18 protein-coding genes are annotated in these 18,509 nt (G+C 70.8%); 14 read left to right on the top strand and 4 right to left on the bottom strand.

Annotated features, from left to right (window positions below; all coding sequences use genetic code 11):
• Positions 1-174 precede the first annotated feature (174 nt).
• Entirely contained in the window at positions 175-984 is an 810-nt protein-coding gene (locus QWM81_RS08150) for an IclR family transcriptional regulator (RefSeq protein ID WP_290111003.1), read from the bottom strand.
• Between the two features lie 375 nt (positions 985-1,359).
• Here QWM81_RS08150 and allB point away from each other — a divergent pair, with 375 nt between their 5' ends.
• Entirely contained in the window at positions 1,360-2,694 is a 1,335-nt protein-coding gene (allB, locus tag QWM81_RS08145; RefSeq protein ID WP_290111001.1) for an allantoinase AllB, read from the top strand.
• 5 nt (positions 2,695-2,699) lie between these two features.
• The gene (alc, locus tag QWM81_RS08140) at positions 2,700-3,812 is read left to right on the top strand and encodes an allantoicase (RefSeq protein WP_290111000.1); all 1,113 of its coding nucleotides are present in this window, start codon (positions 2,700-2,702) and stop codon (positions 3,810-3,812) included.
• Positions 3,813-4,065: 253 nt separating this feature from the next.
• On the opposite strand, the gene QWM81_RS08135 is transcribed toward alc, so the two are convergent.
• Positions 4,066-5,073, bottom strand: coding sequence for a Gfo/Idh/MocA family protein (locus tag QWM81_RS08135; RefSeq protein WP_290110999.1), 1,008 nt, complete (start codon positions 5,071-5,073; stop codon positions 4,066-4,068).
• A 165-nt stretch (positions 5,074-5,238) separates the two neighbouring features.
• Here QWM81_RS08135 and QWM81_RS08130 point away from each other — a divergent pair, with 165 nt between their 5' ends.
• The 7 genes from QWM81_RS08130 to QWM81_RS08100 all read left to right on the top strand — a co-directional run bounded on the left by QWM81_RS08130 (position 5,239) and on the right by QWM81_RS08100 (position 12,036).
• The gene (locus tag QWM81_RS08130) at positions 5,239-5,958 is read left to right on the top strand and encodes a GntR family transcriptional regulator (protein WP_290111039.1); all 720 of its coding nucleotides are present in this window, start codon (positions 5,239-5,241) and stop codon (positions 5,956-5,958) included.
• A 164-nt stretch (positions 5,959-6,122) separates the two neighbouring features.
• The gene (locus QWM81_RS08125) at positions 6,123-7,127 is read left to right on the top strand and encodes a substrate-binding domain-containing protein (protein WP_290110997.1); all 1,005 of its coding nucleotides are present in this window, start codon (positions 6,123-6,125) and stop codon (positions 7,125-7,127) included.
• A 68-nt stretch (positions 7,128-7,195) separates the two neighbouring features.
• The gene (locus QWM81_RS08120; RefSeq protein WP_290110995.1) at positions 7,196-8,221 is read left to right on the top strand and encodes a substrate-binding domain-containing protein; all 1,026 of its coding nucleotides are present in this window, start codon (positions 7,196-7,198) and stop codon (positions 8,219-8,221) included.
• A complete protein-coding gene (locus QWM81_RS08115; protein ID WP_290110994.1) occupies positions 8,218-9,279 on the top strand; it encodes an ABC transporter permease in 1,062 nt (353 codons plus the stop codon). Before QWM81_RS08120 ends, QWM81_RS08115 begins: the two co-directional genes overlap by 4 nt.
• Positions 9,276-10,127 (top strand): ATP-binding cassette domain-containing protein, encoded by an 852-nt coding sequence (locus QWM81_RS08110; protein ID WP_290110992.1) that lies wholly within the window; start codon positions 9,276-9,278, stop codon positions 10,125-10,127. Before QWM81_RS08115 ends, QWM81_RS08110 begins: the two co-directional genes overlap by 4 nt.
• Before the next feature lie 179 nt (positions 10,128-10,306).
• Positions 10,307-11,479: an ROK family glucokinase gene (locus tag QWM81_RS08105; RefSeq protein WP_290110990.1), complete on the top strand. Its 1,173-nt coding sequence runs from the start codon at positions 10,307-10,309 to the stop codon at positions 11,477-11,479.
• Between the two features lie 2 nt (positions 11,480-11,481).
• Positions 11,482-12,036 carry a hypothetical protein gene (locus QWM81_RS08100; RefSeq protein WP_290110989.1) on the top strand — a complete coding sequence of 185 codons (555 nt, stop codon included), beginning with the start codon at positions 11,482-11,484 and terminating at the stop codon, positions 12,034-12,036.
• A gap of 83 nt (positions 12,037-12,119) precedes the next feature.
• Here the strand turns inward: QWM81_RS08100 and QWM81_RS08095 are convergent, their stop codons facing one another.
• Entirely contained in the window at positions 12,120-12,848 is a 729-nt protein-coding gene (locus QWM81_RS08095) for a GAF and ANTAR domain-containing protein (RefSeq protein ID WP_290110988.1), read from the bottom strand.
• 376 nt (positions 12,849-13,224) lie between these two features.
• Here QWM81_RS08095 and QWM81_RS08090 point away from each other — a divergent pair, with 376 nt between their 5' ends.
• The 3 genes from QWM81_RS08090 (at position 13,225) to QWM81_RS08080 (ending at position 14,817) form a co-directional block, all read left to right on the top strand.
• Entirely contained in the window at positions 13,225-13,494 is a 270-nt protein-coding gene (locus tag QWM81_RS08090) for a hypothetical protein (RefSeq protein ID WP_290110987.1), read from the top strand.
• A gap of 173 nt (positions 13,495-13,667) precedes the next feature.
• Positions 13,668-14,159: a DUF5709 domain-containing protein gene (locus QWM81_RS08085; protein ID WP_290110986.1), complete on the top strand. Its 492-nt coding sequence runs from the start codon at positions 13,668-13,670 to the stop codon at positions 14,157-14,159.
• Between the two features lie 112 nt (positions 14,160-14,271).
• On the top strand, positions 14,272-14,817 hold the full coding sequence (locus tag QWM81_RS08080) for a DUF488 domain-containing protein (protein ID WP_290110985.1): 546 nt from the start codon (positions 14,272-14,274) through the stop codon (positions 14,815-14,817).
• Positions 14,818-14,994: 177 nt separating this feature from the next.
• On the opposite strand, the gene QWM81_RS08075 is transcribed toward QWM81_RS08080, so the two are convergent.
• Positions 14,995-16,107, bottom strand: coding sequence for a PucR family transcriptional regulator (locus QWM81_RS08075; protein WP_290110984.1), 1,113 nt, complete (start codon positions 16,105-16,107; stop codon positions 14,995-14,997).
• Positions 16,108-16,337: 230 nt separating this feature from the next.
• On the opposite strand from QWM81_RS08075, the gene QWM81_RS08070 reads away from it, so the two are divergent.
• Together QWM81_RS08070 and QWM81_RS08065 are read left to right on the top strand one after the other, a co-directional pair.
• The gene (locus QWM81_RS08070) at positions 16,338-17,681 is read left to right on the top strand and encodes an NfeD family protein (RefSeq protein WP_290110983.1); all 1,344 of its coding nucleotides are present in this window, start codon (positions 16,338-16,340) and stop codon (positions 17,679-17,681) included.
• A complete protein-coding gene (locus QWM81_RS08065; RefSeq protein ID WP_290110982.1) occupies positions 17,678-18,472 on the top strand; it encodes a slipin family protein in 795 nt (264 codons plus the stop codon). Before QWM81_RS08070 ends, QWM81_RS08065 begins: the two co-directional genes overlap by 4 nt.
• Positions 18,473-18,509: the final 37 nt, after the last annotated feature.

Genomic DNA, 18,509 nt, shown 5'->3' with positions numbered 1-18,509 from the left:
GGGCCCGGCGCCCGGCCTGGGCCCGGCGCCTCGGCCTGGGCCCGAGGCCCCGCCTGGGCCCGCCCGCGCGGGGGCTGGGTCGGCCCTGCCCGTTGGTCTCAGGCTCGCCCGACCGGGGTCGAGGGTCAGCCCGGGCCGTTGCCTGGGCGCCCGCCCGCGCGTGGGACGCGTGGGTCAGCCCTGTCCGTTGGCCGCCGTGTTGGCGAGGGCCGTGGAGAGGTCCTGGGCCACTTCCTGGAGGATCGGGACGATCTTCTCCGTCGTCGTCTCCGTCAAGCGACCCGCCGGGCCGGAGATGGAGATGGCGGCTGCGGTGGGGGAGTTGGGCACCGAGACCGCGATGCAGCGCACGCCGATCTCCTGCTCGCTGTCGTCGAGGGCGTACCCCAGCTGCCGCGTGTGCTCCAGGGCGTCCAGGAAGCCTTCGGGCGTGGTGATCGTCTTCTCGGTGGCGGCGGGCATGCCGGTGCGGGCGAGCAGCGCCCGTACCTCCTCGGGCGAGGTGTGCGCCAGCAGCGCCTTGCCCACACCCGTGGAGTGCGGCAGGACGCGGCGGCCGACCTCGGTGAACATGCGCATCGAGTGCTTGGAGGGCACCTGGGCGACGTACACGATCTCGTCGCCGTCGAGCAGCGCCATGTTCGCGGTCTCGCCGGTCTCCTCGACCAGCCGCGCCAGGTACGGGCGGGCCCAGGTGCCCAGCAGTCGCGCGGCGGACTCGCCGAGGCGGATCAGCCGGGGGCCGAGCGCGTACCGGCGGTTGGACTGCTGGCGTACGTAACCGCAGGCGACCAGCGTCCGCATCAGGCGGTGGATGGTGGGCAGCGGCAGTCCGCTGCTGGAGGAGAGCTCGCTCAGCCCGACCTCGCCCCCGGCGTCGGCCATCCGCTCCAGAAGGTCGAAGGCACGCTCCAGGGACTGGACGCCGCCGGTCGCGGCGGCGGGCTTGGCGGCGTCGGTGGTGCTGGCGCTGGACGTCGACACGTCAACGGTCCTTTCGAGGCGGATGGGCAAGTCAGCAGCCTACCGGGCCGTCCGGCCGGGCACATCGTCCGCGGTGGGGCGTCCTGGCCGGTCAGGCGCTGTTTGTCCGGCTGGCGGCGGTGGTCCGCGGACGTCTGCCCGTACGCCTCATGTGGGTAGCTACGTTCTCCTGTATGAAATTATGTTTCCACTTCATGGAAACATCCAAGCGGCATCGCCGCCACTCGGCGGCCGCCCGGGTCACTCTTGACGGAGTGGGGTCCGAAGTGAAGACTCCTTCAACAGTTCGTTGAAATTGAAGGATGCGGACGGCATCGCGGACGACATTGCGGATGGCATCTGGATGGGGACGGGAACGTGGATGGGAACGTGGACGTGGACGTGACTCTGGTACTGCGCTCGACGCGGGTCATCACCCCCGAGGGGACGCGCGCCGCATCGGTCGCCGTCGCGGGCGAGAAGATCGCGGCGGTACTGCCCTACGACGCCGAGCCACCCGCCGGCGCCCGGCTGGAGGACGTCGGCGACCATGTGGTCCTGCCCGGCCTCGTCGACACGCACGTCCATGTGAACGACCCCGGCCGCACCCATTGGGAGGGCTTCTGGACCGCCACCCGCGCGGCCGCGGCCGGTGGCATCACCACCCTCATCGACATGCCGCTCAACTCCCTGCCGCCCACCACGACGGTGGAGAACCTGCGGATCAAGCAGGAGGTGGCCCGCCCCAAGGCGCACATGGACGTCGGCTTCTGGGGTGGCGCCCTGCCGGACAACGTCAAGGACCTCCGCCCGCTGCACGACGCCGGTGTCTTCGGCTTCAAGTGCTTCCTGTCGCCCTCCGGCGTGGAGGAGTTCCCCCAGCTCGACCAGGAGCAGCTCGCCGCCTCGCTCGCCGAGATCGCCGGCTTCGGCGGCCTGATGATCGTGCACGCCGAGGACCCGCACCACCTCGCCGCGGCTCCGCAGAAGAGCTCGCCGAAGTACGCCGACTTCCTCGCCTCCCGGCCGCGCGACGCCGAGAACACCGCCATCGAGAACCTCATCAACCAGGCCAGGCGGCTCAACGCGCGCGTGCACGTGCTCCACCTCTCCTCCAGCGACGCGCTGCCGATGATCGCCGCCGCCCGCCGCGAGGGTGTGCGGATCACCGTCGAGAGCTGCCCGCACTTCCTCACCCTGACCGCCGAGGAGATCCCGGACGGGGCGACGGAGTTCAAGTGCTGCCCGCCCATCCGGGAGGCCGGCAACCAGGACGCCCTGTGGGAGGGCCTCGCGGACGGGACGATCGACTGCATCGTCTCCGATCACTCGCCCTCCACGGCCGACCTGAAGACCCCCGACTTCGCCACGGCGTGGGGCGGCATCTCCTCCCTCCAGCTCGGCCTGCCCGCCATCTGGACCGAGGCCCGCCGCCGCGGCCACACCCTGGAGGACGTCGCCCGCTGGATGTCCACCGCCCCCGCCGAACTCGCGGGCCTGAACCGCAAGGGCGCCATCGAGCCCGGCCGTGACGCCGACTTCGCGGTTCTCGCGCCCGATGAGACCTTCACCGTCGACCCGGCCGAGCTCCACCACCGCAACCAGGTGACGGCATACGCGGGCAAGACCCTGCACGGCGTCGTCAAGTCCACCTGGCTGCGCGGCGTACGCATCGCCGACAACGGCACCCTGGCCGAGCCCACCGGCCGGCTGCTCGAAAGGAACAAGTGACCCCCGTGACCGCCATAGAACGCTTCACCGGCGACGCGAACCCCTACGGCGGCGGCGACCCGTACGCCGACTACCGCACCGCCGACTTCCCCTTCACCGGCCTCGTCGACCTGGCCGACCGGCGGCTCGGCGCGGGCGTCATCGCCGCCAACGACGAGTTCTTCGCCGAGCGCGAGAACATGCTCAAGCCCGAGCCGGCCGAGTTCGACCCGGAGCACTTCGGTCACAAGGGCAAGATCATGGACGGCTGGGAGACGCGCCGCCGCCGCGGCGTCTCCGCCACCGAGCCCCACCCGACCGAGGAGGACCACGACTGGGCCCTGGTGCGCCTCGGCGCGCCCGGCGTCGTACGCGGCATCGTCATCGACACCGCCCACTTCCGCGGCAACTACCCGCAGGCCGTCTCCGTCGAGGCGACGTCCGTGGCCGGCTCCCCGTCGCCCGAGGACCTGCTCGCGCCGGACGTCGAGTGGACGACCCTCGTGCCGCGCACCGCCATCGGCGGCCACGCGGCGAACGGTTTCGCCGTCGACGCCGAGAAGCGCTTCACGCACCTGCGCGTCAATCAGCACCCCGACGGCGGCATCGCCCGCCTGCGCGTGTACGGCGAGGTCGCGCTCGACCCGGCGTGGCTCGGCGTGCTGGGAACCTTCGACGTCGTCGCGCTGGAGAACGGCGGCCGTGTCGAGGACGCGTCCGACCGCTTCTACTCGCCGGCCACCAACACCATCCAGCCCGGCCGCTCCCGCAAGATGGACGACGGCTGGGAGACCCGCCGGCGCCGCGACAAGGGCAACGACTGGATCCGCTACCGGCTGGTCGAGCAGTCCGCGATCCGTGCCGTCGAGATCGACACCGCGTACCTGAAGGGCAACAGCGCCGGCTGGGCGGCCCTGTCCGTACGTGACGGGGAGAGCGGCGACTGGACGGAGATCCTGCCCCGCACCCGCCTCCAGCCGGACACCAACCACCGGTTCGTGCTGCCGGAGCCGGCCGTGGGCACCCATGTCCGCATCGACATCTACCCGGACGGCGGCATCTCCCGCCTCCGCCTGTTCGGCTCGCTGACCGACGAGGGCGCCAAGCGCCTGACGACCCGCCACGACGAGCTGAGCTGACCGACCCGGGCAGCACGACACCTGCCCGTAGGAGGGCGCACCGGCCTGACAGCACCGGTGCGCCCTCGCGCTTTTCTACCGGCCCACCGGACCGGCCGAGTTCGGCGCGTTCGAGCTCGGCGAGTGACGGAGGCGGCGGCCGGAGGCGGGGCCGGGCGGGGCGGCTCTCCTGGGCGGCCTCGCCGGCCCGGTTCCCTCACCGCAGGCAGTCAGCGCCGTGGCCGGCCTGCCCGCCCCGGCCGTGCCGCCCCGGTCAGGGCGTCGTGGTGATCTCCTCCAGCCGTACCGGGCGGCGCTCGCGGCGTGACCGCTCGCAGGCCTCGGCGACGCACAGCGCCCGCAGCGCCTCGCGGCCGTCGCAGGGGTTGGCGATCTCCCCGCGCACCAGGCGGATGAAGGCGTCCAGTTCGGCTTCGTACGCCGGCGTGAACCGCTCCAGGAAGCCCGGCCACGGCTTGTCCGCCGGGGGAGGGCCGAGTGGTTCGGTCGAGGTGATGGGCGTGCGGTCGTCAAGGCCCACCGCGATCTGGTCCAGCTCGCCGGCGAGTTCCATGCGTACGTCGTAACCGGCGCCGTTGCAGCGGGTGGCCGTCGCCGTGGCGAGGGTGCCGTCGTCAAGGGTGAGGAGCGCGGCGGCCGTGTCCACGTCGTCCGCCTCGCGGAACATCGCGTGGCCCGCGTCCGAGCCCGTCGCGTACACCTCGGTGACCTCGCGGCCGGTGACCCAGCGCAGCATGTCGAAGTCGTGGACCAGGCAGTCCCGGTAGAGCCCGCCGGAGAGGGGGAGGTAGGCGGCGGGCGGCGGCGCCGGGTCGGAGGTGATGGCCCGGACGGTGTGCAGCCGGCCGATCCGCCCGGCGGTGACGGCCTCGCGGGCGGCCCGGTAGCCGGCGTCGAAGCGGCGCATGAAGCCCAGTTGGAGCTGGGTGCCGGCCGTCTCGACCTCGCGGAGCGCGCCGAGCGTGCCGGGCAGGTCGAGGGCGATGGGCTTCTCGCAGAAGGTGGGCAGGCCGGCGCGGGCGGCGCGGCCGATGAGGTCGGCGTGGGCGGAGGTGGCCGAGGCGATGACGATCGCGTCCACGCCCCAGGTGAAGATGTCGTCCACGGTCCGGGCGGCCGTGGCGCCGGTGAGTCCGGCGACCTGAGCCGCCCGGCCGGGGTCGGCGTCGGCGACCACGAGTGCTCCCACCTCGGCGTGGCGGCTGAGCACGCCCGAGTGGAAGGTCCCGATACGTCCCGTTCCGATGAGTCCGATGCGCATGGCCCCCAAGGTGGTGGCGCGGCAGTCATCATGTCAAGCGTTTGTCCTGACAACATGACTTCACAACTTCCCGTCATCATTTCCTGCCGATACGCTCGGGCCGTGCCCAAGCAGACCCGAGCAGCCAGAGAAGAGACCGGTCCCGTCGTGCGGCTCCCGCTGAGCGTGGACCGCACCAGCCCGGTCCCGCTCTACTTCCAGCTGTCCCAGCAGCTGGAGGCGGCCATCGAGCGCGGGACGCTCACCCCGGGCAGCCTCCTCGGCAACGAGATCGAGCTGGCGGGCCGGCTCGGGCTGTCCCGGCCCACCGTCCGCCAGGCCATCCAGGCCCTCGTGGAGAAGGGCCTGCTGGTGCGCCGCCGCGGCGTCGGCACGCAGGTGGTGCACAGCCAGGTCAAGCGGCCGCTGGAGCTCAGCAGCCTGTACGACGACCTGGAAGCGGCCGGCCAGCGCCCCGCCACCATCGTCCTGACCAACCGCATCGAGCCGGCCACCGCCGAGGTGGCCGCCGCCCTAGGCGTACAGGAGGGCACCGACGTCCGGTTCGTGGAGCGGCTGCGGTTCGCGCACAACGAGCCGATGGCGCGGCTGCGCAACCACCTGCCGCTCGGCCTGCTGGACCTGGACACGGAACTGCTGGAGGGCACCGGCCTCTACCGGATGATGCGCGGCGCGGGCATCACCCTGCACAGCGCCCGGCAGCGGGTCGGCGCGCGGGCCGCCACCGGCCTGGAGGCAGAGCTGCTCACCGAGGAGAAGGGCGCCCCGCTGCTGACGATGGAGCGGACCACGTTCGACGACACCGGCCGGGCGGTGGAGTTCGGGTCGCACATCTACCGGGCGTCGCGGTACGCGTTCGAGTTCCAGCTCCTGGTACGCCCCTGAGCGCCCGTAAATGCGCGCAAACGCGCGTGCGCAAGCGTGCGTAAGCGCGTCCGTACGTCATCGCGTAAGAATGTTCGGACAAAGTATTGACGGGTCCGCCCCGCCCCCGTAGAAACTCACCCAGCCGCAATCGGGCGGCGCCGGGCAGAGAAGGCGGACCCACGATGCGCACCACCCGCACGGCGGCGGCAGCCCTGCTGGCCGCAGCCGCACTCACCCTCACCGCCGCCGGATGCAGCAGCTCGGGCGGCAAGGACTCCGAGGACAAGCCCTCGAACGGCTCCGGCGGCGGCAGACCCGCCGCCACCGCCCGTATGACCGTCGCGATGGTCACCCACTCCGGCGAGGGCGACACCTTCTGGGACATCGTCCAAAGCGGCGCCAAGACCGCCGCCGCCAAGGACAACGTCGACTTCCTCTACGCCGCCAACAAGGATGGCAAGGAGCAGTCCCAGCTCATCGACTCCTATGTGGCCAAGAAGGTCGACGGCCTGATCGTCACCCTTGCCAAGCCCGAAGCGGTCAAGGCGTCCGTCGCCAAGGCCGTGGCCGCCGGCATCCCGGTCGTCACGATCAACTCCGGCGGGCAGCACTCCAAGGCCTTCGGCGCGCTCAGCCACATCGGCCAGGACGAGGCCGTCGCGGGCGAGGCCGTCGGTGAGGAGCTCACCGCCCGCGGCAGGAAGAAGGCCCTGTGCGTCATCCACGAACAGGGCAACGTCTCCCTCGAAGAGCGCTGCGCCGGCGTGAGGAAGACCTTCAAGGGCACGGTCGAGAACCTCAACGTCGAGGGCACCAACATGCCCGCCGCGACCTCCTCCATCGAGGCCAAACTGCAGAGCGCCAAGGACATCGACGCGGTCGTCACCCTCGGCGCGCCGTTCGCCGCCGCCTCCGTCAAGGCCAGGGAAGGCGCCGGGTCCCGCGCCGAGATCGGCACCTTCGACCTCAACCAGGCGGTCGTCGGCCGGCTCAAGGCCGGGCAGATCGGTTTCGCCGTCGACCAGCAGCCCTACCTCCAGGGCTACCTCGCCGTCGACGGGATCTGGCTGCACCGGACCAACCTCAACATCACCGGCGGCGGCAAGCCGGTCCTCACCGGCCCGGCCGTGGTCACCGCCAAGGACGTGCCGGTGCTGGAGGAACTGACCGCCCGCGGTACCCGATGAAAACCGGGCACATCACCATGACCGATACTTGGCCGGTACAGCGAACACGGCAAGAAGGGCACGGCTTCGTGGCAAGGGTTCGGACAGGAGTACGCGCGCTGCGCGCGGTACTGGCGACGGCGCTCGGAGTGTCCCTGGCGGGAGCCCTCGCCGGGTGCAGCGCCACGGGTGGCAAGCGCGCCGAGGACGCCCGCAAGGCCGCCGCCGCCCAGGGCCGCGCCGCCGTGAACACCCCGGAGTGGACGATCGCGATGGTCACCCACTCGGGAGACGGCGACACCTTCTGGGACATCGTCCAGAATGGCGCCAAGCAGGCGGCCGTCAAGGACAACATCAACTTCCTCTACGCGCACAGCGACGAGGGACAGCAGCAGGCCCAGCTCGTCGACTCCTACGTCGACAAGAAGGTCGACGGGCTGATCGTCACCCTCGCCAAGCCCGACGCGATGAAGGCCGCCGTCGCCAGGGCCGTCAAGGCCGGCATCCCGGTGATCACCGTGAACTCCGGCGCCGAGCAGTCCAAGGCCTTCGGCGCGCTCAGCCACATCGGCCAGGACGAGACGATCGCCGGCGAGGCGGTCGGCGACGAGCTCGACAGGCGCGGGAAGAAGAAGGCCCTGTGCGTCCTGCACGAGCAGGGCAACGTGGGCCACGAGCAGCGCTGCGCCAGCGTGAAGAAGACCTTCGACGGCAACCTGCAGAACCTCTACGTCGACGGCACCAACATGCCCGACGTACAGGCGTCCATCGAGGCGAAGCTCCAGACCGACCGCTCCATCGACGCCGTCGTCACCCTCGGCGCGCCGTTCGCCGACGCCGCCGTCCAGGCCAGGAGGACCGCCGGGTCCGACGCGGAGGTCGACACCTTCGACCTCAACGCCAAGGTCGCCGCCGGGCTCAAGGCCAAGGAGATCGGCTTCGCCGTCGACCAGCAGCCCTACCTCCAGGGGTACGAGGCCGTCGACCTGCTCTGGCTCCACCGGTACAACGCCGACGTGCTCGGCGGCGGCAGGCCCGTCCTCACCGGCCCGCAGATCATCACCCAGCAGGACGCCGCCAGGCTCACCCGATACACGGAGCGGGGAACCCGATGACAGCGACCGCACCACCCGTGAAGAAACCGGCCGGCCCGACCGGCGACGAGCGGCTGCTGCGCACCTCGCCGCTGCGCACCCTGCTCAGCCGACCGGAACTCGGCTCGGTGGTCGGCGCCGTCGCCGTGTTCCTCTTCTTCTCGATCGTCGCCGACAGTTTCCTGCGGGCCTCCAGCTTCGGCACCGTCCTCTACGCGGCCTCCACGATCGGCATCATGGCCGTGCCCGTGGCGCTGCTGATGATCGGCGGGGAGTTCGACCTGTCGGCCGGTGTGATGGTGACGAGCGCGGCGCTCATCTCCTCGATGTTCAGCTACCAGATGACGGCGAACGTCTGGGTCGGCGTCGCCGTGTCGCTCCTGGTGACGCTCGCCATCGGCTTCTTCAACGGCGTCATGCTGACCCGCACCAAACTGCCGAGCTTCATCATCACGCTCGGTACGTTCCTGATGCTGACCGGCCTCAACCTGGGCCTCACCAAACTCATCAGCGGCACGGTGTCGACCAGGACGATCGCCGACATGGAGGGCTTCGCCTCCGCGCGGAAACTCTTCGCCTCCCAGCTCACCATCGGCGGCGTCGACCTCAAGATCACCATCCTGTGGTGGTTCGCCCTGGTCGCGCTCGCCACCTGGATCCTGCTGCGCACCCGCTTCGGCAACTGGATCTTCGCGGTGGGCGGCGGCGCGGACGCGGCCCGCGCGGTCGGCGTCCCGGTCCACCGCACCAAAATCGGCCTCTATATGGGCGTGGCTTTCTGCGCCTGGGTGTCCGGCCAGCACCTGCTCTTCTCGTTCGACGTCGTCCAGTCCGGCGAGGGCGTCGGCAACGAGCTGATCTACATCATCGCGGCCGTGATCGGCGGCTGCCTGATCACCGGCGGCTACGGCTCCGCCATCGGCTCGGCGGTCGGCGCGTTCATCTTCGGCATGACCAGCAAGGGCATCGTGTACGCCGAGTGGAACCCGGACTGGTTCAAGTTCTTCCTCGGGGCGATGCTCCTTCTCGCGACCCTGCTCAACGCCTGGGTCCGCAAGCGCGCGGAGGCAACACGATGAGCACCCCTCTTGCCCGTACCCCTCTGGCGAGCACCCCTCTGGTGGAGCTGGACGACGTCAGTAAGTACTACGGCAACATCCGCGCCCTGGAGGGCGTCTCCCTGGAGGTCCACGCCGGCCGGATCACCTGCGTGCTGGGCGACAACGGCGCCGGGAAGTCCACCCTCATCAAGATCATCGCCGGGCTGCACACGCACGACGGCGGCACCTTCCGCATCGACGGCGAGGAGACCTCCCTGTCGTCGCCGCGCGAGGCGCTGGACCGGGGCATCGCCACCGTCTACCAGGACCTGGCCGTCGTCCCCCTCATGCCGGTCTGGCGGAACTTCTTCCTCGGCTCCGAGCCCACCAAGGGCGTCGGCCCCTTCAAGCGCCTCGACGTCGAGCTCATGCGCGAGACCACCCGCGCCGAGCTGCTCCGCATGGGCATCGACCTGCGGGACGTCGATCAGCCGATCGGCACCCTCTCGGGCGGCGAACGCCAGTGCGTGGCCATCGCCCGCGCGGTCCACTTCGGCGCCAAGGTCCTCGTCCTGGACGAGCCCACGGCGGCGCTCGGCGTCAAGCAGTCCGGCGTGGTCCTCAAGTACGTGGCGGCCGCCCGCGACGCGGGCCTCGGCGTGGTGTTGATCACGCACAACCCGCACCACGCGTACCTGGTCGGTGACCGGTTCGTCCTCCTCAAGCGCGGCGTGATGGCGGCGAGCCACACCAAGGACTCCGTCACGCTCGATGAGCTCACCCGCCAGATGGCGGGCGGCAGCGAACTCGAAGACCTCCGCCACGAACTGGAACGAGCCCCCGCCCCGTCCCGGGTCGGCGGCCACGACGCTCCCCCTGCGCCCTGAGGACCTGGGGGACCCCCACCCGCCCCCGGCTCCCCGACCACGCCGCCGCCCCCCAGCCGCCCGACCACGCCGCACCGCCGCCCCCGGCCCCGTACCTGGCAGAATCGGGGGCGGCGGGCGCCGTCCGCCGCCGGGCCCCCCCACCCTCCCGGCCCCCCACCACCAGGACGACAGGACCCGTGAGCACGTACCGCGATTTCGCCCATCGGGGCTCCGCCCGCGCCACCGTCCTGCGGACCGTCTCGGCCCGCGAGCGCCGCTCGCACCTGACCGCGCCCCGCGTCCCCACCGTCGGCATCGACATCGGCGGTACGAAGGTGATGGCGGGCGTCGTGGACGCCGACGGCCGGATCCTGGAGCAGATCAAGACCGAGACCCCGGACAAGTCCAAGAGCGCCAAGGTCGTCGAGGACACCATCACCGAGCTGGTCCTCGACCTCTCCGACCGCCACGACGTCCACGCGGTGGGCATCGGCGCCGCCGGCTGGGTCGACGCCGACCGCAGCCGCGTGCTGTTCGCCCCGCACCTGGCCTGGCGCAACGAACCGCTGCGCGACTCCCTCCAGGCCCGCCTCGCCGTCCCCGTCATGGTCGACAACGACGCCAACACCGCCGCCTGGGCGGAGTGGCGCTTCGGCGCCGGCCGCGGCGAGGACCACCTCGTCATGATCACGCTGGGTACCGGAATCGGCGGCGCCATCCTGGAGGACGGCCAGGTCAAGCGCGGCAAGTACGGCGTCGCCGGCGAGTTCGGGCACATGCAGGTGGTGCCCGGCGGCCACCGCTGCCCGTGCGGCAACCGCGGCTGCTGGGAGCAGTACAGCTCCGGCAACGCCCTGGTCAGGGAGGCCCGCGAGCTCGCGGCGGCCGACTCCCCGGTCGCGTACAACATCATCGAGCGCGTCAAGGGCAGCGTCCCCGACATCACCGGCCCGCTGATCACCGAGCTCGCCCGCGAGGGCGACGCCATGTGCATCGAGCTGTTCCAGGACATCGGCCAGTGGCTCGGCGTCGGCATCGCCAACCTGGCCGCCGCGCTCGACCCCTCCTGCTTCGTCATCGGCGGGGGCGTCAGCGCCGCGGACGACCTGCTCATCGGCCCCGCCCGGGACGCCTTCCGCCGCCACCTCACCGGCCGCGGCTACCGGCCCGAGGCCCGTATCGCCAAGGCGCAGCTCGGCCCCGAGGCCGGCATGGTCGGCGCCGCCGACCTCGCCCGGCTCGTCGCGCGCCGCTTCCGCCGCGCCAACCGCCGCCGCCTGGAGCGGTACGAGAAGTACGAGCGGTACGCCCAGGCCATCCGTAACGGCGGCGTCGCAGGCCGCGGCACCCGCACCAGCCAGGAACCGTGACCATGTCCGTGCTCCACCAGCCCGCGTCCCCCGAGGAGCGGCGGCACATGATCCGCCGCCGGGTGCTCACCGCGATCGTCATCGTCCTGCTGATCGGCATCCCGGCCGGCTATCTGGTGATCTCCGCCCAGCAGAGCCGCGACAGCGGCCGCGACAAGGAGGCCGAGTCCTCCGTCACCGGACTCCAGGACAGCTGGCCCTCCCGGATGAAGCGCCGCGTCTTCGAGGTGCCCATCCCGGCCGGCTCCACCGAGGTCGCGTACTTCGAGACGAGCAACTGGAAGTCCAGCAGGCTGTACGTGGAGTTCACCACCAGCGGCACGGGCCTGGACGACTTCCTGTACGACGTCGGAACGAGCCGTTCCGCGCTCGGTCCCGGTGACGTCACCATCAGCGCACGCGACGCGGACACCGTCGGCTGGGAGTTCCCGCCCGGCCGGGACTGGGCCGCCACCACCCACCGCCAGGCAGACCCCCGACCCACCCAGGACATCACGGTGGACCTCACCGATCCGGCCGTCCCCCGGGTGTACGTCGTCTCCACCGCGACGCCCTGACGCCACGGCCGGCCGTGATCAGGCCCGGTCAGCGGCGACCGCCTTGCCGCGTGGTCCACCGCGGTTCATGCGGTTCATGCGGTTCATGGCCGGGGGTGCAGCTTGGGCTCGGTGGGTGGCTCACCGGAGAGGCCGGCCAGCAGATCGGCGCACAGGTCACGCAGTTTGATGTTGCGGTGCTGTGAAGCCGTGCGCAGGATCGCGAAGGCTTCGTCCGCCGTGCACCGCTGCTGTCCCATGATGACGCCGATGGCCTGGTCGATGACCGTGCGGGACGCGAGCGCGGTCTGCAGATCGGCCGCGAACTGCTGGGCGTCGCCGATCCGCTGCGCCAGCGCGATAGCACCGGTGGCCTGCGCTGCCAGCCCTCGCAGGAACGGCGCGTCGACCTTCGTATGGCCGTCCGGCGTGGCGAAGTACAGGTTCAGCGCACCGGCGGTGTGCGTGTGGGCGGCGATCGGCAGGGACATGGAGGAGCGGGTGCCGCATGCCAGGGCGTAGGCCGGATAGTCGCCCCACCGCCGCTCGTCGGCCATGTCGGCGATGATGACTTCCTCACCGGCACGCAGCGCCTGGAGGCACGGGCCGTCGTCCTGGCCGTACTGCTTCTCATCCAGTTCCTTGGCACTCGGGCCCGCGTTGGCCACGGTCAGGGGCCGGCCTCGGCGCTCCAGCGTGATGCCGGACCCGTCAGCCGCCGGGCTGCGTTCGAGGGCACGGTCGACCAGGGCCTGAAGAAACTCATCGACGCCATCGGCTTCCAGCAGCAGAGAGGTCAGGTCCAGTACGTCGGCGGTGGGTCCGTCATCCATGGTCGTTCCCCTTCCGGGCCGGCAGGCCCGCGATAGGCGGGGCATGTTGCCGGGGACCACGGAATTCAACCCGAGGGGAATCCCTCCAGCGCGCTGAGCCCGCCCGGCCTCGAGGGAGGCGACAAGAGCGGCGGCTCTTTCATTGTCGCACCGTGGGCACGGCAGGGAGGGGGCCGACCGACAGGAGTCCTCTGCGGTCCGTCTGCCACGGAGTGCCGGGGCTCTCGGGCGTCCGGTGGCTGCGGTTTCCCCTGTGACGGCTGGGGCACTGGGAGGGCTATGCGCGCCGATCGTCGCCCTGTGGGCGACCGCTCCCCGCCCCGGCTGGTGGCCGTTCGGTGAACGTGGACGCCGGGACCGACCAAGGAGGCGGGCCGTGCGGGATTCTGATGAGGAACTGCTGAACTTCGACACCGGTGCGCTCGAAGACTGGGACGAGGACCGCGCGCGAGCCGCACTCAACGGTGAACACGGTGCGCTGTACCGCAACCACCTGCGTGTGGCCCTGCACCTGGACGAGTGGGCGCGGGCCGAGAGCCGGCGCACCGACACCGACGAGCGCTACAGAGCCGGCTACGCCCAAGCACTCGAAGACATGGCCGCGTTCTTGAGGCAGACCTACTACCTGCCCGCCGACCGGGATTGAGTGGTCGCCGCGTCCCGTGACTGATGGACCGGTGAGGTGCCGGAGGTGCGGACGCGACGTCGTCGGACCTTCTGGTGGAAACCATGACCTACAGGCTTTATATGACCTTTCCGGGGAAACCGCTCACGTGAACCGACAGCTGAGGCAAGCGGACGGTCACGCGAGGAGGCACCATGAGTGACGAGCAGATGGCTGACGACGTCTACCAGCCCACCGGCAGCAACGAGGAGCAGGAGGACGCGGCGCCGCTCGACCTCCAGGACGCTCTGGAGGAGCGCACGTACGACGACATGCTGGACGAAGGCTACTCGCCTCCGGAGAAGCCGTTGGGGGTCACGAAGCACGGCACGACGGCGTCGGAGCAGCACGAGGGCGAGACCCTGGACGAGCGGCTGTCCCAAGAGGTTCCCGATGTGGCGCCACCGGCGGGCGACGGCCTGGGCGACCTGCCCGGTGGCGAGGGCGAGCTGATCGACCCCGAAGCCGGCGGCGAACGGGCCGGCCGTCTCACCGCACCCGACGAGGGCGCGCGCCCGGACACCACCAGGGAACTCGTGGCGGACGACCAGGGCATCGACGCCGGCGCCGCGAGCGCGGAAGAGGCCGCCGTCCACGTCGTGCAGGACGATCTCCTGACCGACGTGGACGGCAACAGCTCCGACTGACCACTCGTCGTCTCGTCGGCCGCGCCCGCTGGAGCGAGGGCGTCGCCGACGCCCCGCGCGACTGACCAGGGCGATCCCCCAGGACGGGTAGGCAGAGCCCTGGAAGGTGCCGATGCCGCAGCCGCAGCTGATCACTTTCGGCCACAGCACTGCCGGTCGGCCGGCGTTGGCGGAATTGCTGCACCGGACCGGCATCGCGGCCGTGGTGGATGTCAGGACGGCCCCGGGCAGCCGCCGGGACCCGGACCTGTCACGGCAGCGGCTTGCCCAGTGGTTGCCGGAGGAGGGCATCGGGTACCGGTGGGAGCACCATCTGGGTGGGTTCCGTAAACCGGCGCCGGACTCGCCCGACACGATGTGGCGGCATGCCTCCTTTCGCGGCTACGCCGCCCACACCCGCACGCCGCAGTTCGTCACCGCCATGGAGGGACTGCTGCGGCAGGCGGCACACGAGCGCACGGCGGTCATGTGCAGCGAAGCGGTGTGGTGGAGGTGCCACCGGCGCCTCATCGCCGATTTCGCTGCTCTCGCTCGCGGTGTGCCCGTCCACCACCTCATGCACGACGGTCGCCTGATGGCGCACTCGCCGACACCAGGAGTGCGCCTCCGTGAGGACGGCCTCCTCGTCTACGACGGCAAGGGCTCACCGCCGCCGTGACGGCACGTACGCCACCGGCCGTATCACGAGAATCAGGGCAGCGGCCGGTCCTGCGGCGGCTTCCCGTGCCGAGGCCGGCCGGTCGCGTGTCGCCTGTCACCTCGCGCGGGGGTGGGTGAACGGACGACCGCGGTGCGCCCATGCCGGCGCGGTGCTCAGCCGGTGCTCAACCGGTGCTCAGTCGGCGTTCTCAAGGGGCTGAGACGGCCAGCCCAGCAGACGCGCACCCAACGTCGCGGTCTGGAGGATGTACCGCTGGTCGGGGTCGGTGGGGTCGTATCCGGTCAGTTGCCGAATACGGGCCAGCCGATAACTGACGGTACGGACGCTGACCCCCAATCGGTGGGCGGTTGTGGTGTTGACACAGCCGGTGGAGAAGTACGCGGTGAGCGTCTCCAGCAGCGGCCTCGGACCGCCCCGTCCGGCCTCCAGCGCTCCCAGCACGGTGGCCACCAGGTCCGTGATGGCCGCGCGGTCCCTGCCCAGTACCTGGAAGACCAGCAAGCTGGAGGCGTCGACCACCCGGCTGTCCAGGCCCAGTCGGTCAGCAAGGTCGAGAGTGCTGCGTGCTTCCTGGTAGGAACGGACGATGCCACTGGGGCCGGGACGCGGACGGCTGACGGCGACCTGGCATCCCCTGGCGCCCGCGTTCCCCACATGCGCGGCAAAGCGGGCGGGGACGTCGGCTTCGGAGGCGGAAGCCACGCAGACCAGCAAGCTGTCCTTGGTCGTGATGAAGACATCCCGCACGCTGAACGCGGCGGTCATCGCGTCCTCGACGTAGCGAGTGGGAACATCGCCCGCCCGGAAAGCCGTCGCGGCCCGCGCTACGGCAACGGTGTGCAAGCCGGCGAGGCGCAGTGCGAACCGCTCGGCCCGCTCAGCGAGCTGGCCGAGACCGGTACGCCCGTCGAGAAGGTCGTCGACGAACTCCCGCCGCATCGCCTCCTCGCGGCGGATGGCCGCCCGGTGGCCGGTCTCATAGCCCTCGGTGAGTGCCACCGTCATGTCACGGATCGCCTCCAGGGCGGGAGGGCATCCGCCGGGAGAGTGGCCCTCGGCGGTGACCTTGATCTGCTCGGGCACCTCAGGCCATACCTGGCAGGCGGCGGTGAGCCAGTCGTCGATCACACTGCGCAGCGCGACGCTGTGCTCGGCCGCTGCGGCGGCCAGCTCACGCAGAATGTCGGCTTCGTCATCTCGCAGCCTCCCTCCGTCCTCTCGGATCCGGGCCAGGATGCGCAGGCAACGGCCGGCAAGGTCCGCAGGCGCAGGCGCGGCTGCCGACATGTTCAGCGCCGAAACGGACGTCATGTTCTCCCCATGGGCGTTGATCGGCCTTGACATCCATATTGCCGAAGCCCGGCAAAGAACGGCGGGCCGAAACGGCCGTCCATGGCGGCCGTGGAAGGGCGTCCGCCCGAGCGGCACGGGTACTGGGCCCTACACGAACGAATCACCTCCGTGAATCACCTCCCTGAATCACCCCCTGCGATTCGGCAAGGAGAGGGGGCGTCGTCTTGCTCCCGGGCCGCACCGTGGTGTCACCGCTCCAGCTGCTTGCTGTTGCGCTGCTGGCGGCCTTGACCTGCGCCCTTGCCGCCCCGGTGACCGCCGTGGCGCAGACACCGACGGTCCTGGCGACCCGCGTCGACGGGGCGATCACGCCCGTCGTCGCCGAGCACCTCGACGACGGCATACGCGTTGCCGAGCGCGACAACCATGGGGCGGTCCTGGTCGAGGTGGACACCCCAGGGGGGCTGCTCGAGTCGACGAGGGACATCGTCCAGACCTTCCTGGACTCCCCGGTCCCCGTCGTCGTCCATGTCACCCCCTCGGGGGCCCGAGCCGCATCGGCCGGGGCCTACATCACGATGTCGGCCCACGTCGCCGCGATGGCCCCGGGCACCCATATCGGTGCCGGCACACCTGTCACCGGCGAGGGTGAGAAGGCGAGCGCGAAGGTGGTCAACGATGCCGCCGCGTTCGCCGTGTCGATGGCCGAGGAGCGTGGACGGAGCACCGCGTTCGCCGACGACATGGTCCGCGAGGGTACGTCCGTCTCCGACCGGGAAGCGCTGCGCAAGGACGTCGTCGACCTGAGAGCGCCCTCCCGGGACGCCTTGCTGACGGCGCTCGACGGCCGCCGGGTGTCTCTTGCCTCGGGCAACGAGGTGGTGCTGCACACGGCCGGAGCCCACGTTGCCGAGCATGAACTCGGGTTTCTCGGTGAACTCCGGCAGATGCTGGCAAGCCCCGAGCTGGCCTACCTGTTTCTGTCGATCGGCACCCTCGCTGTGATCTACGAACTCGCCAGCCCCGGGATGGGGATCGCCGGCGTCACCGGGCTGATCCTGCTGGTCCTCGGTTTCGTGGCCCTCAGCGTGCTGCCGTTCAACGCGGCCGGACTGCTGCTGCTTGGACTCGCCGCCGCCCTGTTCATCGGCGAAGTGCTCACCCCGGGAGTCGGGGTCTTCGCCGCCGGCGGCACGGCGGCCCTCCTGCTGTCCGGCATCTTCCTCTTCCGGGGCGAGGTGGGCGTCGCCCCGGAAGTCCTCTGGCCGACCGCACTCGTCGTCGGAGCGGGCTCCCTTCTCGCCGGCCGGCTCGCCTGGCGGGCCCGGCGCGCCTCTTCCACCACGGGAGGGGAGGCACTGATCGGCCGTGAGGCCGTGGTCCGCCGTGTCGGGGACGGCACCGGTCAGATCCTGCTGGACGGGGCGTGGTGGACCGTCCGCGGCCGCGACGCGCCGCTCACCGAGGGGCGGCAGGTCCGTGTGGTGGGCCGTGAGGGCCTGGACCTGATCGTCGAAAGCGCCGAACCGGACCCCGGCCGGCGCACTGCGGAGAAGGGAGAGTCATGAGTTCCGTACTGACCGGCATTCTGCTTGCCGGGGGTCTCGTACTGATCCTCGCGATGATGGCTGTCAAGATCGTGCCCGAGTACGAACGAGGTGTGATCTTCCGCCTCGGCCGCATCATCGGGGCCAAGGGCCCCGGGCTGTTTCTCATCATCCCCGTGGTCGACCGGATGGTGCGCGTGTCCCTGCGGACCGTGACGATGGATATTCCCCCGCAGGATGTGATCACCAGGGACAATGTCACGGTGCGGGTCAACGCCGTCACATACTTCAACGTTGTCGACCCGAACCGGTCGGTCGTGGCCATCGAGGACCACGTCAAGGGCACCTCGCAGATAGCCCAGACGACGCTGCGCAGCATTCTCGGCCAGGTCGACCTGGATGAGCTTCTGATCAACCGGGACGAGATCAACCAGCGGCTCCAGCGGATCATCGACGACGTGACCAACCCGTGGGGCGTGAAGGTGACGCTGGTCGAGGTCAAGGACGTCGAGCTGCCGGAGGCCATGCGGCGGGCCATGGCCCGGCAGGCCGAGGCCGAGCGCGACCGGCGGGCCAAGGTCATCCACGCCAAAGGCGAGTTCGAGGCCGCGGAGACCCTGGCTGACGCTGCGGAGCGGCTCGAAGGTCACCCCGCGGCCATGCACCTGCGGATCCTGTCCACCATGTCGGAGATCTCCAGCGAGCGGAACTCCACGCTCATCTTCCCCCTGCCCATGGAGATCCTCCGGCTGGTCGACATGCTCCGTCCGCCCGACGGCCGGAAGCCCGCGGTCTCCGCCGAACGCGCATAGCGACAGCCACGGACCGCGCACTCCCCACGCGGTCGAC

The organism is Streptomyces ficellus (assembly GCF_030406405.1).
Classification (GTDB): domain Bacteria; phylum Actinomycetota; class Actinomycetes; order Streptomycetales; family Streptomycetaceae; genus Streptomyces; species Streptomyces ficellus_B.
The sequence above is the reverse complement of the archived record's forward strand: the minus strand, read 5'-3'. Positions and strand labels throughout refer to the sequence as shown.

Excerpts from the sequence above, each read along its gene's own strand:
- QWM81_RS08135 (WP_290110999.1), bottom strand. The coding sequence starts at position 5,073 with ATGCGCATCGGACTCATCGGAACGGGACGTATCGGGACCTTCCACTCG.
- QWM81_RS08125 (WP_290110997.1), top strand. The coding sequence starts at position 6,123 with ATGCGCACCACCCGCACGGCGGCGGCAGCCCTGCTGGCCGCAGCCGCA.
- QWM81_RS08115 (WP_290110994.1), top strand. The coding sequence starts at position 8,218 with ATGACAGCGACCGCACCACCCGTGAAGAAACCGGCCGGCCCGACCGGC.
- QWM81_RS08110 (WP_290110992.1), top strand. The coding sequence starts at position 9,276 with ATGAGCACCCCTCTTGCCCGTACCCCTCTGGCGAGCACCCCTCTGGTG.
- QWM81_RS08100 (WP_290110989.1), top strand. The coding sequence starts at position 11,482 with ATGTCCGTGCTCCACCAGCCCGCGTCCCCCGAGGAGCGGCGGCACATG.
- QWM81_RS08095 (WP_290110988.1), bottom strand. The coding sequence starts at position 12,848 with ATGGATGACGGACCCACCGCCGACGTACTGGACCTGACCTCTCTGCTG.
- QWM81_RS08085 (WP_290110986.1), top strand. The coding sequence starts at position 13,668 with ATGAGTGACGAGCAGATGGCTGACGACGTCTACCAGCCCACCGGCAGC.
- QWM81_RS08080 (WP_290110985.1), top strand. The coding sequence starts at position 14,272 with ATGCCGCAGCCGCAGCTGATCACTTTCGGCCACAGCACTGCCGGTCGG.
- QWM81_RS08075 (WP_290110984.1), bottom strand. The coding sequence starts at position 16,107 with ATGTCGGCAGCCGCGCCTGCGCCTGCGGACCTTGCCGGCCGTTGCCTG.
- QWM81_RS08065 (WP_290110982.1), top strand. The coding sequence starts at position 17,678 with ATGAGTTCCGTACTGACCGGCATTCTGCTTGCCGGGGGTCTCGTACTG.